This window comes from Ruegeria sp. D6, from assembly GCF_056534365.1.
Genome location: NZ_JBQFPH010000005.1, coordinates 186,837 through 200,645, shown reverse-complemented (window position 1 = coordinate 200,645; position 13,809 = coordinate 186,837). Strand labels below are relative to the sequence as shown.

Genomic DNA, 13,809 nt, shown 5'->3' with positions numbered 1-13,809 from the left:
TCAGATCCCTTCAATATGAGTTTTGTAAGTTGCTTCTGCCCGGCCCCAGACGCCGCTATCCAGATCGGTGAGGGTCAACAACGACGGAAGTAGTTGCGCCGCGTAGTCCTCGGAGCTTTCGACAGGCAGCATCGATGGCAGGTTGTCGATCGCCATAACATCCATCACCGGATCGGTGGACACGCGCAAGGCGGGGGCATCCCATGTAGTCGCGCGGTCATAGACCGGCACCGGGTTGTAATCGCTATCCGGGTCGCAGGCCACATCGCCGATAGCTGTAAGGTTCCGCGAGGTGGTCAGCGCTGACCTTGGGACAAAGACCGGTGTGCCGGGACGAGCGAAGATACAGTTCAGGAACAGGTCGTGATCGAGGATTTCTGGGAATGGTCCGCCGCGGGCGGTTTCGGCCATGTCCCACTTGGTAACGCTGACGCCCATTGCCTCGCAGAGATCAGCCGCGCCTGTGCCAACACGGCCCAACGCACCGATGACGATGGCGCGGGGACGGTCGGCGCCGGTGGAGTCCAGCTCGGCCAGCAATTCGGCGTTCAACGTGTCTTTGTTCTTATAAACACCAACCGGCGGGCATTCTTCATTTCGTTGCTGGGCCGCCCATGTCTTGAGCGTCACGGCAGCCCCCGCGTACCCAGCCCAATAGCCGAAAGCGGCAACCCGGCGGCCGTTTTCCTCGACCAGATACTCCAGATCATAAAGTGTGCCGCCGCCAGCCTTGAACCGCTGCAAAAGCGCGCGTCCTGAATGTTGCCCCTTATAGGCATGGCCGAACATGATATGGCGGTGGGGCAGGGGCGTGCCGTCCTCGGGCAGCTCCTTGAGGCCAAAGATGATCGCGTCCAGCGGGGCATTGGGCCAGGAATTCTCAGCCGCGATTTCACAGCCCGCGTCCTTGTAGCCATCAATTGCGATGGCGCGGACGGAACTTTCCTCGACCGTCACGCGGATGCCTGCCGCGATCAACGCGGCAGTGCCTTCGGGGGTCAGCCCGACCCGTTCCTCGTTCGGGCGCTGTTCTGCCCGGACCCAGAGATGTGTCATTCCAATTCCTTTTGTCAGAGCATACCGGCAGTGCGTACCGCCTGTACCGAGGGACGCGCCTCCATCGCTTCGCGGAAGGCGATGATCTTTGGAAAGGCCGAGACGTCAACACCGTCGCCCTCCAGCCAGCTGCAAACCACGTACAGGTACGCGTCGGCCAGCGAGAACGCCTCGCCCAAAACAAACGGCCCACGCAACCCGTTCGACGAGATATATGCGCAGGACTCAGTCATGTTTTGCGCGACTTTGTCCTTCATGTCTTTCCAGCTGGATTTCTTGTCTGCCCAACGGGGCCCGCGCATCTTGTGGGCATGGTTCACATGCATGGTCGAGGCGAGATAAAACATCACCTCTCGCATCCGCGCCGCCATAACCGGATCTGATGGCACCAATCCCGCCTCGGGCGCTTTAGCGGCAGTGTATTCCAGCAACGCTCCGGTTTCGGTCAGAATGCCGCCATCCACAACCAGTGCCGGGACCCGACCTTTTGGATTGATCTGCTTATAGGCGGGTTTGGTTTGCTCACCTCCGGCAAAGTCCAGTTGGATGGCCTCATACTCAAGCCCGGCCTCTTCCAGCGCAATTGCCACGGCGACCGAGATTGTGCGGGGGGCATAATAAAGTTGCATTGTAGCCTCCTTACAGATGGGTCTGCGCGAACTGACGGTCTGGCGCTTCCAGATGGGGCACTGCGTTGAACAGAACCGGACTTAACTGCGCGCCAATCGGGTGCAGACGATGCATCGACGTGTTCATGATGGCAAGCGCCACCCGCGCCATCGATGGGATATCCAAGCCCATCGCCTGCCGCACCACCATCGAGATCAGCCCGCCCGAGGTCACGACAATTGCCGGACCGCCTTCGGTGCCTATCTCACGCAGAGCATCGCGAACGCGAGTCTCGAACTCTTCGAAGGTTTCCGGCGTATCTTCGATCTCGCCCCGGGACCAGGCGGCAAAGGTGCGGGGCAAGTGCTCGACAAAGCCTTCGCGGTCGGTTGGTATTTCAACCCCGTGCTGCTGTTGGAACAACTGGGCAAGGGTGAAATACTCGATCTCATTCAGCCGCGCATCCCGAGTTGGCTGCGGCAGCCCCATGCTGGCCGCAGTTTCCACGTGCCGGTTGAGTGTGCCGCAATAAACTCGAGGGTAATGCAGGCGGGTATCGCGCAAATGCGCGCCCAGCCAACGGGCCTGTTGGTGACCCAGTTCGCTCAGCCGGTCATAGCTCAGCTCATCCCGTGCGGTTGTGTTGGCCTGCCCGTGGCGCACTAATGTGATATGTGACATGATGATCCCTCTTGCGTTGACGTCTTAGGGCAGGTTCGGGGCCGGGACCAGAGGGCTTTCACGCGGGCCCGAAAAAACTCCTATATCAGGCGAAGTTTACCGCTATGGTCACCCCGACAAGGAGGACCCATGGCTGTCGATCACACACGGTTTCTGACCGATCTACACACGCTGCGTTCATTCGGGGCTTCGGGCGTCGGCAAGGGCGTCGTCCGCCCCGCCTATTCCAAAGCTGATATCGCCGCGCGCCAGTGGCTCGCCGGGCGCATGACCGAGGCCGGCCTGACTCCGCATGTCGACCCGGTTGGAAACCTGTTCGGGTTGGCTGATGGACCCTCGCTGCTGATGGGCTCGCATTCCGACAGCCAGCCCGAGGGCGGTTGGCTGGACGGAGCCCTGGGCGTCATTGCGGCACTGGAAATCGGGCGTTCCAGTGACCGACCCATCTCGGTCGTCAGTTTTCAGGACGAAGAGGGGCGGTTCGGCGTCACCACCGGATCGGCGGTCTGGTCAGGTGGATTATCTTTGGAACAGGCGGACGTGCTGACTGATGGCTCAGGCGTCACCTTTGGCAGCGCGCGGGCTGAAATGGCAAAGAAGTCGCAAGGCTTTGTTGATCCTGCTCGGTTCAGCGGTTTCATCGAAATGCACATCGAACAGGGCCCGGCACTGGATGCAGCCGGTGAACAGATCGGCGTTGTCACCGATATCGTCGGCATCCGCGATATGGCCATCACCTTCCAAGGCCAGCAAAACCACGCCGGAACCACGCCAATGCATTTGCGACGTGATGCGTTTCAGGCCCTGTCGCTGTTTAACGCGCGTCTCAACGACCGGTTCCGTAATGTGGTCACGCCGCAAACCGTCTGGACCATCGGGCGTGTTGATGTTCACCCCAATGCGTCCTCTATCGTGCCGGGACGGGTGCGGTTTTCGATGCAATGGCGCGACGGCGATCCTGAGCGTCTGGTGCGTATGGAAGACATCATTCGCGCGACCGCACAGCAGATTGCCGAAGAGCAGGGCGTAACACTAACCTACGGCCCGATGCTGGGGTTAGAGCCCGTCAGCATGGACCCGGTTTTGCGCGGTGCGCTGGAAAGCGGCGCGCAGGCCATTGCGCCTGGGCGTTGGCGCAATATGCCATCCGGAGCGCTCCACGATGCCACCAATGTCTCGCGCCTGATGCCGGTTGCGATGCTCTTTGTCCCGTCGATTGACGGAATCAGCCACGATTTTGCCGAAGACACAGCCGAAGAGGATTTGGTTGCGGGTCTCAGGGTGCTTGATCGCGCAGTTCATTCCCTTGAGGAATGAAGGTAAGTTGAAGACCATTTCATGATTTTCCACGCGAAACCAAGTTACTATCGGGGATGTCCACCAGCTATGGGCGGGTGCTCGGCACAGTTTTACTGACTCCGAACAAGGAGTGTTGCCTAACGGAAAAAAGTTTCCTATAGGAACATTATTGATGCATGCACCCGTATACTGTTCTGCCGTGATCGAGGCGATCTGCTGAAATCCTGGGCTGAATCGTTGCAATCTGTGCAGCTTGGGTCAGACTGACAGGAACGTTTCTGGGTAACTGATACAAAGCAGGTGGCCACCATGACTTCATCCTTAAAACGCACTCCCTTGCACGCTTTGCATGTTGAGTTGGGGGGTAAGTTGGTTGATTTTGCGGGATGGGAGATGCCTGTTCAGTATCCGTTGGGGATTATGGGGGAGCATAAGCAGTGCCGTGAGAAGGCGGCGGTGTTTGATGTGAGCCATATGGGTCAGGTGATTTTGCGGGGCGAGAATGTGGGTGAGAAGCTGGAAGCGCTTTGCCCGCAGGCTTATGCGACGCTGAAGGAAGGCAAGGCGCGGTACGGGTTCTTTACGAACGCAGAAGGCGGGATCATGGATGACCTGATCGTGTCGAACGCGGGGGATCATTACTTTGTGGTGGTGAACGCGGCGCTGCGGCATCAGGACATTCCGCATATGCGTGAGCACCTCGAAGGCGTTGAAGTGATCGAGATTTTCGACCGCGCGCTGGTGGCGGTTCAGGGCCCTGCGGCGGAAAACGTTGTGGGCGAACTGTGCCCCGCCGCGCGTGATCTAAAGTTCATGGAAACCACGGTGGCCGATATCAACGGTGTTGAGTGCCGTATCTCGCGGCTGGGCTATACCGGCGAGGATGGCTACGAGATCTCGATCCCCGAGGACAAGGCGATCGAGATCACCAAAGCCTTCCTGGCGCATGAGGATTGCGAAGCGGCCGGTCTGGGCGCGCGCGACAGCCTGCGGCTTGAGGCAGGTCTGTGCCTTTATGGCAATGACATCGACCAGAGCACCTCGCCGGTCGAGGCCTCGCTGGGCTGGGCGATGCAAAAGCGCCGCAAGGAAGAGGGCGGTTTCCCGGGCGCGGCTCGCGTGCAGAAGGAACTGGCCGAAGGTCCCGCCAAAAAGCTGGTGGGCATCAAGCCCGAAGGCCGTGCGCCAGCGCGTCAGGGCGTTGAGATCCAGTGCCTTGAGGGCAACAGCATCGGTCAGATCACCTCGGGCGTGTTTGGCCCCACGGTGGGTGGACCGGTGGCGATGGGCTATGTGAGCAAAGGCCATGGCGAGCCGGGCGAGAAGGTGAACCTGATCATCCGGGGCAAGCCGCAACCGGCTGAGATCGTGGCGCTGCCCTTCGTCAAACAGAATTACAAGCGTTGAAGTCAGGAGAGAGAGACATGGCAACCTATTATTCCGAAGAGCATGAATGGCTGAGCGTTGACGGCGACACCGCCACGCTGGGCATCACCAAACACGCCGCCGAGCAGTTGGGTGACGTGGTGTTCGTGGAACAGCAGGAAGCAGGCGACGAGTTCGAAAAAGGCGGCGAGATCGGCGTGATTGAATCCGTCAAGGCGGCGTCCGAGCTTTACGCACCGGTCGACGGCGAGATCACCGAGGTGAACGAGGCACTGGCCGACAACCCCGGCGCGCTGAACGAAGACCCCGAAGGCGAGGCCTGGATCTACAAGATCAAGATCGCGGACGCCTCGCAGCTCGAAGACCTGATGGACGAGGCCGGCTACAAGGCCTTCATCGGTTAACTCAGGCGGCGGGTCCGTGCGCGGCCCCGCCCCTTCATCTGTTTCCAAATACTTCCGCCGGAGGCTCCTGCCGTCTCCGCCGGGCCTGACCTATCCTTGAGGAGCGCACACATGGCCTTCAAACTGACCGATTACGAAGCCTATGACTTCGCCAACCGCCGCCATATCGGGCCCAGCCCGACCGAGATGCGCGACATGCTCAAGGTGATCGGCTTCAAGACGCTGGACGAGCTGATCGACGCCACCGTCCCGCCGGCGATCCGGCAGAAAGAGCCGCTGGACTGGGGTCCGGCGATGACCGAGCGCGATGCGCTCTTTCACATGAAAGAGGTGGCGAGCAAGAACAAGGTTCTGACCTCGCTGATCGGTCAGGGCTATTATGGCACCACCACGCCGGCGCCGATCCTGCGCAACATTCTGGAGAACCCGGCCTGGTACACGGCCTACACGCCTTATCAGCCCGAGATCAGCCAGGGCCGACTTGAGGCGCTCTTGAACTTCCAGACCATGGTCAGCGACCTGACCGGGCTGGACGTGGCCAACGCGTCCTTGCTGGACGAAGCGACTGCTGCGGCGGAAGCCATGGCGATGGCCAAGCGCGGCGGCCGGTCCAAGGCCAACAATGCAGCCTTCTTTGTCGACAAGAACTGCCACCCGCAGACCATCGCGGTGATTAAAACGCGCGCCGAGCCTCTGGGCATCGAAGTGCAGGTGGCTGATCCGGACACGCTGGATGCGGGCGCGGTCTTTGGCGCCATCTTCCAGTATCCGGGCACGCACGGCCATGTGCGCGACTTCACCAAGGAAATCGCGGCGCTGCATGAACACAAGGCGATTGCCATCGTCGCCGCCGATATCCTGTCGCTGGCGCTGCTGAAGTCGCCCGGCGAGATGGGCGCGGATATCGCCATCGGCTCGACCCAGCGCTTTGGTGTGCCGATGGGCTATGGTGGCCCGCACGCCGCGTATATGGCGACCACCGACAAGCTGAAGCGCTCGATGCCGGGCCGGATCATCGGTGTCAGCATCGACAGCCGGGGCAACAAGGCTTACCGCCTGGCGCTGCAGACCCGCGAACAGCACATCCGGCGTGAGAAAGCCAACTCGAATGTCTGCACCGCGCAGGCGCTGCTGGCGGTGATTGCCTCGATGTATGCCGTGTATCACGGCCCCGACGGCATCAAGGCCATCGCGCAATCGGTGCACCGCAAGACCTCGCGTATGGCTGCCGGTCTGGAAGAGGCAGGCTTTGCTGTGGAGCCGGAAGTGTTCTTCGACACGATCACGGTTGAGGTTGGCCATCTGCAGAAAACGGTCATGGAGGCCGCTGTGGCCCGGGGCGTCAACCTGCGTAAGGTCGGCGACACGAAAGTGGGCATCAGCCTGGACGAACAGACCCGCCCCGAGACCATCGAGGCGGTCTGGGGGGCCTTTGGCATCGACCGCAAGGATGACAGCTCGAACGTGGCCTATCGCCTGCCGGATTACGCGCTGCGCGAAAGCGAGTACCTGACCCACCCGATCTTCCACAAGAACCGGGCCGAGGCCGAGATCACGCGCTACATGCGCCGTCTGGCCGACCGCGACCTGGCGCTGGACCGGGCGATGATCCCGCTGGGCTCGTGCACCATGAAGCTGAACGCCACGATCGAGATGATCCCGGTCACCTGGCCCGAGTTCGGCAACCTGCACCCGTTCTGCCCCGAAGATCAGGCGCAGGGCTATCATGAGATGATCGATGATCTGAACGACAAGCTGTGCCAGATCACCGGTTATGATGCGATCAGCCAGCAGCCCAACTCGGGGGCGCAGGGCGAATATGCGGGCCTGCTGACCATCCGCAACTACCACTTCGCCCGCGGCGAAGGGCAGCGGAACGTCTGCCTGATCCCGACCTCGGCCCATGGCACCAACCCGGCCTCGGCCCAGATGGTGGGCTGGCAGGTTGTGCCGGTGCAGGCGGATGAGAATGGCAACATTGATCTGAATGACTTCCGCGCCAAGGCCGAAAAGCACTCCGATCATCTGGCCGCCTGCATGATCACCTACCCCTCGACCCATGGCGTGTTCGAGACCACCGTGCAGGAGGTCTGCCAGATCACCCATGATCACGGCGGTCAGGTTTATATCGACGGCGCCAACATGAACGCCATGGTGGGTCTGTCGCGTCCCGGAGACATCGGCGGTGACGTCAGCCACCTGAACCTGCACAAGACCTTCTGCATCCCCCATGGCGGCGGCGGCCCCGGCATGGGTCCGATCGGCGTCAAAGCGCATCTGACCGAGCATCTGCCCGGCCACCCGGAATACGGCACTGCCGTGGGTCCGGTCTCGGCGGCGCCCTTTGGGTCGCCCTCGATCCTGCCGGTTAGCTGGGCCTATGTGCTGCTGATGGGCGGCGCGGGTCTGACGCAGGCCACGAAAGTGGCGATCCTGAACGCTAACTACATCGCGGCGCGGCTCAAGGATGCCTACCCGATCCTCTACACCTCGGAAACGGGTCGCGTGGCGCATGAATGCATCCTCGACACCCGCCCGCTGGACGAGGCGGCCCATGTCAGCGTCGATGACATTGCCAAACGTCTGGTGGACAGCGGCTTCCACGCACCCACCATGTCCTGGCCGGTGGCCGGCACCCTGATGGTCGAGCCCACGGAATCGGAACCCATGGACGAGCTGGACCGCTTCTGCGACGCCATGCTGTCCATCCGCTCCGAGGCACAGGACATCATCGACGGCAAGATCGACGCGGAAAACAACCCGCTGAAAAACGCTCCCCACACGGTGCGCGATCTGGTCGGCGACTGGGACCGTCCCTACACCCGTGAACAGGCCTGCTTCCCCCCAGGCTCCATGGGCGTCGACAAATACTGGTCCCCCGTCAACCGCGTCGACAACGCATACGGCGACAGAAACCTCATCTGCACATGCCCGCCAATGACCGAATACATGGACGCAGCTGAATAAACCTTAATCAATAAACCCCCGCCAACTGGCGGGGGTTTTCGCCCATCGGAAACCTGTGTTCCGATCTGAGCCCATTTCCAGTGTCGTTTTCCGCTGATGAAGCGTCTTTTACGCTTGCTGCAGGTGCAAACGACCCATACCTCTGTGCGTGGGACACCCCTCCCCAACGAGGGGCGTGTATCTGGAAGGGTAATACACATGACTATCGAACAACCGGCGACGCGGCCGGCCAACCCGCGTTTTTCCTCGGGCCCCTGTGCCAAACCCCCCACATTTGATCTGACGAAACTGGCGGATGCCGCCTTGGGCCGCTCGCATCGGGCTGCTGTTGGCAAGGACAAGCTGAAGGCGGCCATTGAAGGCACGCGAGAGATTCTAGGCATTCCAGCGGATTATCGCATCGGCATTGTACCAGCCTCGGACACCGGTGCGGTTGAGATGGCGCTTTGGTCTTTGCTGGGTGAGCGCAAAGTTGAAATGCTGGCCTGGGAAAGCTTTGGCGCGGGTTGGGTGACTGATGTGATCAAGCAACTGAAAATCGACGCTGAAGTGAAAACCGCCGAGTACGGGCAGATCGTTGATCTCGCGTCCGTCGATTTCGCCAACGATGTGGTGTTCACATGGAACGGAACGACTTCGGGTGTGCGCGTCCCAGATGGCGACTGGATTGCCGATGATCGTCAGGGTCTGACGATCTGTGACGCGACATCCGCTGCGTTCGCGATGGACTTGCCATGGGACAAGTTGGATGTGACAACGTTCAGCTGGCAGAAGGTACTAGGCGGAGAGGCGGCTCATGGGATGCTGATCCTGTCTCCGCGCGCGGTCGAGCGCTTGGAGAGTTACACCCCGTCATGGCCATTGCCGAAGATCTTCCGCCTGACCAAAGGTGGCAAGCTGATTGATGGGATATTCACCGGCGCGACGATCAACACACCCTCAATGCTCGCGGTTGAGGATTACCTTTTCGCGTTGGACTGGGCGCGTTCAGTCGGAGGCTTGCAGGGGCTGATTGCTCGTGCGAATGCCAATGCTGGCGCGGTTCATGCGTTCTGCGACCAAAATGATTGGATCGCCAATCTGGCCGAAGACTCGACAACTCAATCAAATACGTCGGTCTGTCTGAAGTTCACCGATAAGCGCATTCAAGATGGTGCCGTTTTTGCCAAAGCCGTCGCCAAACGGCTTGAGGCCGAAAACATTGCGCTTGATATCGGTGCCTATCGCGACGCCCCTGCGGGTCTGCGCATCTGGTGCGGCGGCACGGTTGAGACATCAGATATCGAGGCGATGCTGCCCTGGCTTGCATGGGCTTTTGAAGCCGAGATTGCAGCGCAAACCGAAGCTGCCTGACCTTTTCTACCGGGCCGCATCCGGCCCGGACCTTCCACAATGTTCAAGGACCAAAAAATATGGCTCCCAAAGTACTCGTCTCTGACAAGCTGAGCGAAACCGCCGTTCAAATCTTCCGCGACCGTGGCATCGACGTGGATTTCATGCCCGATCTGGGAAAGGACAAAGACAAGCTGGCCGAGGTGATCAGTCAGTATGACGGCCTCGCCATCCGTTCTGCCACCAAAGTCACGCCAACCATTCTGGAGAAGGCAGACAAGTTAAAAGTCATTGGTCGTGCCGGGATCGGCACCGACAATATCGACAAGGATGCGGCCTCGAAAAAAGGCGTGATCGTGATGAATACACCGTTCGGCAACATGATCACCACCGCCGAGCATGCCATCGCGATGATGTTTGCCGTGGCGCGGCAAATCCCCGAAGCCAGCACCTCGACCCATGCGGGCAAGTGGGAAAAGTCCAAGTTCATGGGGATTGAGCTGACCAACAAGACCCTGGGCGTGATCGGCGCGGGCAACATTGGTGGCATCGTATGCGAGCGTGCTTTGGGTCTGAAGATGAAGGTCGTCGCCTATGATCCCTACCTTGGCGAAGAGAAAGCCGCGCAGATGGGTGTGGAAAAGGTCGAATTGGATGAGCTGCTGTCGCGGGCGGATTTCATCACTCTTCACGTGCCTCTCACGGAACAGACCCGCAATATCCTGAGCCGTGAGAACCTGGCCAAGACCAAAAAAGGCGTGCGCATCATCAACTGTGCCCGTGGTGGCCTGGTTGACGAAGATGCGCTGGCCGAGGCGTTGCAATCTGGCCATGTGGCCGGGGCGGCATTTGACGTCTTCAGCGAAGAGCCGGCCAAGGACAACGTACTGTTCAACCTGCCCAACGTAGTCTGCACCCCGCATTTAGGAGCGGCGACCACTGAAGCACAGGAGAATGTTGCGCTGCAAGTGGCCGAACAGATCTCGAATTACCTGCTGACCGGAGCGGTCGAGAACGCACTGAACATGCCCAGTGTGACGGCAGAGGAGGCCAAGGTCATGGGGCCGTGGATCAAGCTGGCCGGGCATCTGGGCAGCTTCATTGGTCAGATGACGGATGAGCCGATCAAGGCAATCAACATCCTCTATGACGGTGTCGCTGCGAACATGAATCTGGCTGCGTTGAATTGTTCGGTCGTTGCCGGAATCATGAAGAAATTCAATCCCGAGGTGAACATGGTCTCGGCCCCGGTTGTCGCGAGAGAGCGTGGCATCCAGATCTCGACGACCAATCAGGACAAATCCGGTGCGTTCGAAGGCTATATCAAGGTCACTGTGGTGACTGAAAAGCGTGAACGCTCAATCGGTGGCACGGTGTTCAGTGACGGCAAGCCGCGGTTTATTCAGATCAAGGGCATCAATATCGATGCCGAGATCGGGGCGCATATGCTCTATACGACTAACGAAGACGTGCCGGGCATCATTGGTGCTTTAGGACAGACCATGGGCGAGAACGATGTGAACATCGCGAACTTTACTCTTGGACGATCCGAAGCCGGCGGTGAGGCGATTGCGTTGCTTTATGTTGATGAACCGGTACCAGCCGAGGCGCGCGCCAAACTCGCCGAGACAGGTCTGTTTACTCAGATCAAACCGTTGGAGTTTGACGTGGCCTGACGGTCGCTGTTGAACTTCTGTGACAGATTGATGCCCGCGCTTGTCCAAAGCGTGGGCATCGCCTTTTCAAAGTGCTGATTTTGCGCCAGAAGTGCGGCAATCACCATTGCCCGAGGGGAAGCTGATGACCAATCCGATCTACGCAATTGGAGATTTGCACGGCCGCGTGGATGAGTTCGAGCGCTCCTTGGCGCTGATCGAACGCGATGGCGGCGCCGATGCCGAGATCGTGTATCTGGGCGATTACGTTGATCGGGGCCCCGACAGCCGGGGCGTTCTGGATCGGCTGATCGCTGGTCGCGATGCGGGCAAGCGGTGGATCACTCTGCTGGGCAACCATGACCGGATGTTTTCATGGTTCCTCGAAGATGTCCCACGTCACGATCCGCATATGTTGGTCGGGTATCATTGGCTGCACGAGCGGTTGGGTGGTGTCGAAACACTACAAAGCTATGGCGTGTTCTTCGATCAGCAGACACGGCTCGAGGATCTGCATGCAACAGCGCGGGGTGCGGTTCCCGATGCGCATCGGATATTTCTGCAAGGGCTCATCGCCATGCATCAAACGCGCGAGATTGCTTTTGTCCATGCGGGCATTCGGCCCGGTATTCCGCTGAGCGAACAACGGGAAAATGATCTGGTCTGGATCAGGCAAACCTTTCACAACCACCGAGGTCCGCATCCGAAACTGATCGTCCATGGGCATACGCCGGTGGATCAATCAACGCATTACGGCAATCGCATCAACCTGGATAGCGGCGCAGGGTATGGCCGCCCGGTTGGCGTTGCGGTGTTCGAAGGACAGGATTGCTGGTTGTTGACGGACAAGGGTCGCGTTGCGCTTTTGCCTTGAATATCAGGTCTTGGTGAAAAGGTCTTTGCAGCGGTCACGCAGGATGTTCTTTTGCACCTTGCCCATTGTGTTGCGGGGGAGCTCGTCCAGCAAGATCAACTGGCGGGGATGTTTGAACCTGGCGAGCGCGTCCCGAACCGCACCCATGATGGCCTCGATATCTGGCGTGTGACAGGGGGCAGGAACCAGAATGCCAACCGGGGTTTCTCCGAAATCCGGATGCGGGACGCCAATTACCGCGCTTTCCAGCACGCCGGGTTGCTCGTCTAGCAGCAGCTCGATCTCTTTGGGGTAGATATTATACCCGCCCGAGATGATCAGGTCTTTCTCGCGCCCGACGATATGGACATAGCCGTCCTCGTCGATCCGACCCAGATCGCCAGTGATGAAGAACCCGTCTTCACGCAGTTCTGCGGCGGTTTTGTCGGGCATTTGCCAGTAGCCCTGAAACACATTGGGACCGCGCACCTCGATGATGCCGATCTCACCATCTGCTAGGGTTTGACCTGTTTTGGGGTCTGTGACCTTCAGTTCAACATCCGGCAGGGGAAATCCGACCGTTCCCGCTCGGCGTTCGCCGTCGTAGGGGTTAGAAGTGTTCATGTTCGTCTCGGTCATGCCATAGCGTTCCAGAATGCGATGACCTGTACGGTCTTCAAATTGAACGTGGGTATCTGCCAGCAAAGGCGCTGAACCTGAGATGAACAGCCGCATATCCTGAGTCAGATCTTGGACGAAGCGGTCGTCGCTTAGCAGGCGGGTGTAAAACGTCGGCACCCCCATCATCGCCGTTGCCTGTGGCATCAGGCGTAACATATCTTCCAGGTCGAACTTCGGCAGAAATATCATCGACCCGCCCGATGCGAGGACGACATTTGTCGCAACAAACAGTCCATGCGTGTGAAAGATCGGCAGCGCGTGCAACAGCACGTCATCATCTGTGAATCGCCATTCCTGCACAAGGGTCTCCGCGTTCGACAGCAGATTCGCCTGCGTCAGCATTGCCCCTTTCGAACGCCCCGTCGTGCCTGAAGTATATAGAAACGCAGCCAGATCATCTTCTGATCGGTGGGCCGGCTGAAAGGCCGGAAGCATCCCCAGAGCACGCCGCATAAGGCTGCCTGAACCGTCGGCGTTTAGCGTTTCAAGCCGGGCATTGTTCTTTTGCACGATCTCGGCAAGCCCTGCCTCGTTTGCCTCATCGCACACCACCAGTGAGGCTCCGCTGTTTTCGATGAAATAGCTTAGCTCTTGCGTCGTATAGCCCGTATTGAGAGGTAGAAAGATCAGCCCCGCTTGGACACAGGCGGCATAAAGCGCCAGTGCCTCAACGGATTTCTCCACCTGCACCGCCACGCGGTCGCCCGGTTCCATTTCCAGTCCTGTCATGGTGTTGGCCAGACGGGCCGCCGTGTCCAGAAACGTGGCATGGGTCAGAGTCTGACCATCCGGAAGGTGCAAAAATGGCGTATCCTTGCCTGCATGGATGCCCAGCAAACGATCATAAAGCGGGTTGCCCATCCCGATATCCTTTCCAGCAGACGCG

The 13,809-nt window shown here is 59.5% G+C and carries 11 protein-coding genes; 7 read left to right on the top strand and 4 right to left on the bottom strand.

What is annotated here, in order from left to right; translation table 11 throughout:
* Genes ACR0A1_RS17000 through ACR0A1_RS16990 form a run of 3 tightly spaced genes read right to left on the bottom strand, consistent with a single transcriptional unit; the run spans position 1 to position 2,346 of the window.
* Positions 1-1,056, bottom strand: a complete 1,056-nt coding sequence (locus ACR0A1_RS17000; protein ID WP_170613289.1) for a saccharopine dehydrogenase — start codon at positions 1,054-1,056, stop codon at positions 1-3.
* A 14-nt stretch (positions 1,057-1,070) separates the two neighbouring features.
* A complete protein-coding gene (locus tag ACR0A1_RS16995; RefSeq protein ID WP_170514968.1) occupies positions 1,071-1,685 on the bottom strand; it encodes a glutathione S-transferase family protein in 615 nt (204 codons plus the stop codon).
* A gap of 10 nt (positions 1,686-1,695) precedes the next feature.
* A complete protein-coding gene (locus tag ACR0A1_RS16990; protein WP_170514965.1) occupies positions 1,696-2,346 on the bottom strand; it encodes a histidine phosphatase family protein in 651 nt (216 codons plus the stop codon).
* A 129-nt stretch (positions 2,347-2,475) separates the two neighbouring features.
* Here ACR0A1_RS16990 and ACR0A1_RS16985 point away from each other — a divergent pair, with 129 nt between their 5' ends.
* The 7 genes from ACR0A1_RS16985 to ACR0A1_RS16955 all read left to right on the top strand — a co-directional run bounded on the left by ACR0A1_RS16985 (position 2,476) and on the right by ACR0A1_RS16955 (position 12,263).
* Positions 2,476-3,663, top strand: coding sequence for a Zn-dependent hydrolase (locus tag ACR0A1_RS16985; protein WP_170394579.1), 1,188 nt, complete (start codon positions 2,476-2,478; stop codon positions 3,661-3,663).
* A 291-nt stretch (positions 3,664-3,954) separates the two neighbouring features.
* Positions 3,955-5,052, top strand: a complete 1,098-nt coding sequence (gene gcvT / locus ACR0A1_RS16980; RefSeq protein ID WP_480868487.1) for a glycine cleavage system aminomethyltransferase GcvT — start codon at positions 3,955-3,957, stop codon at positions 5,050-5,052.
* Positions 5,053-5,069: 17 nt separating this feature from the next.
* The gene (gene gcvH, locus ACR0A1_RS16975) at positions 5,070-5,435 is read left to right on the top strand and encodes a glycine cleavage system protein GcvH (RefSeq protein WP_170393732.1); all 366 of its coding nucleotides are present in this window, start codon (positions 5,070-5,072) and stop codon (positions 5,433-5,435) included.
* A gap of 111 nt (positions 5,436-5,546) precedes the next feature.
* Complete coding sequence (gene gcvP, locus ACR0A1_RS16970; protein ID WP_170407869.1) at positions 5,547-8,402, top strand: aminomethyl-transferring glycine dehydrogenase; 2,856 nt, start codon at positions 5,547-5,549, stop codon at positions 8,400-8,402.
* 198 nt (positions 8,403-8,600) lie between these two features.
* Positions 8,601-9,755, top strand: a complete 1,155-nt coding sequence (locus ACR0A1_RS16965; RefSeq protein WP_480868485.1) for a phosphoserine transaminase — start codon at positions 8,601-8,603, stop codon at positions 9,753-9,755.
* A 59-nt stretch (positions 9,756-9,814) separates the two neighbouring features.
* Positions 9,815-11,410, top strand: a complete 1,596-nt coding sequence (gene serA / locus ACR0A1_RS16960) for a phosphoglycerate dehydrogenase (RefSeq protein WP_170611386.1) — start codon at positions 9,815-9,817, stop codon at positions 11,408-11,410.
* Between the two features lie 124 nt (positions 11,411-11,534).
* Entirely contained in the window at positions 11,535-12,263 is a 729-nt protein-coding gene (locus ACR0A1_RS16955; protein WP_170465563.1) for a metallophosphoesterase family protein, read from the top strand.
* A gap of 3 nt (positions 12,264-12,266) precedes the next feature.
* Here the strand turns inward: ACR0A1_RS16955 and ACR0A1_RS16950 are convergent, their stop codons facing one another.
* A complete protein-coding gene (locus ACR0A1_RS16950) occupies positions 12,267-13,784 on the bottom strand; it encodes a malonate--CoA ligase (protein ID WP_480868482.1) in 1,518 nt (505 codons plus the stop codon).
* Positions 13,785-13,809 lie beyond the last annotated feature (25 nt).

What these genes read in the sequence shown, in the direction of transcription:
- ACR0A1_RS16955 (WP_170465563.1), top strand. Translation starts at nt 11,535, where the DNA reads ATGACCAATCCGATCTACGCAATTGGAGATTTGCACGGCCGCGTGGAT.
- ACR0A1_RS16950 (WP_480868482.1), bottom strand. Translation starts at nt 13,784, where the DNA reads ATGGGCAACCCGCTTTATGATCGTTTGCTGGGCATCCATGCAGGCAAG.
- ACR0A1_RS16990 (WP_170514965.1), bottom strand. Translation starts at nt 2,346, where the DNA reads ATGTCACATATCACATTAGTGCGCCACGGGCAGGCCAACACAACCGCA.
- gcvT (WP_480868487.1), top strand. Translation starts at nt 3,955, where the DNA reads ATGACTTCATCCTTAAAACGCACTCCCTTGCACGCTTTGCATGTTGAG.
- ACR0A1_RS17000 (WP_170613289.1), bottom strand. Translation starts at nt 1,056, where the DNA reads ATGACACATCTCTGGGTCCGGGCAGAACAGCGCCCGAACGAGGAACGG.
- gcvH (WP_170393732.1), top strand. Translation starts at nt 5,070, where the DNA reads ATGGCAACCTATTATTCCGAAGAGCATGAATGGCTGAGCGTTGACGGC.
- gcvP (WP_170407869.1), top strand. Translation starts at nt 5,547, where the DNA reads ATGGCCTTCAAACTGACCGATTACGAAGCCTATGACTTCGCCAACCGC.
- ACR0A1_RS16995 (WP_170514968.1), bottom strand. Translation starts at nt 1,685, where the DNA reads ATGCAACTTTATTATGCCCCCCGCACAATCTCGGTCGCCGTGGCAATT.
- serA (WP_170611386.1), top strand. Translation starts at nt 9,815, where the DNA reads ATGGCTCCCAAAGTACTCGTCTCTGACAAGCTGAGCGAAACCGCCGTT.
- ACR0A1_RS16985 (WP_170394579.1), top strand. Translation starts at nt 2,476, where the DNA reads ATGGCTGTCGATCACACACGGTTTCTGACCGATCTACACACGCTGCGT.
- ACR0A1_RS16965 (WP_480868485.1), top strand. Translation starts at nt 8,601, where the DNA reads ATGACTATCGAACAACCGGCGACGCGGCCGGCCAACCCGCGTTTTTCC.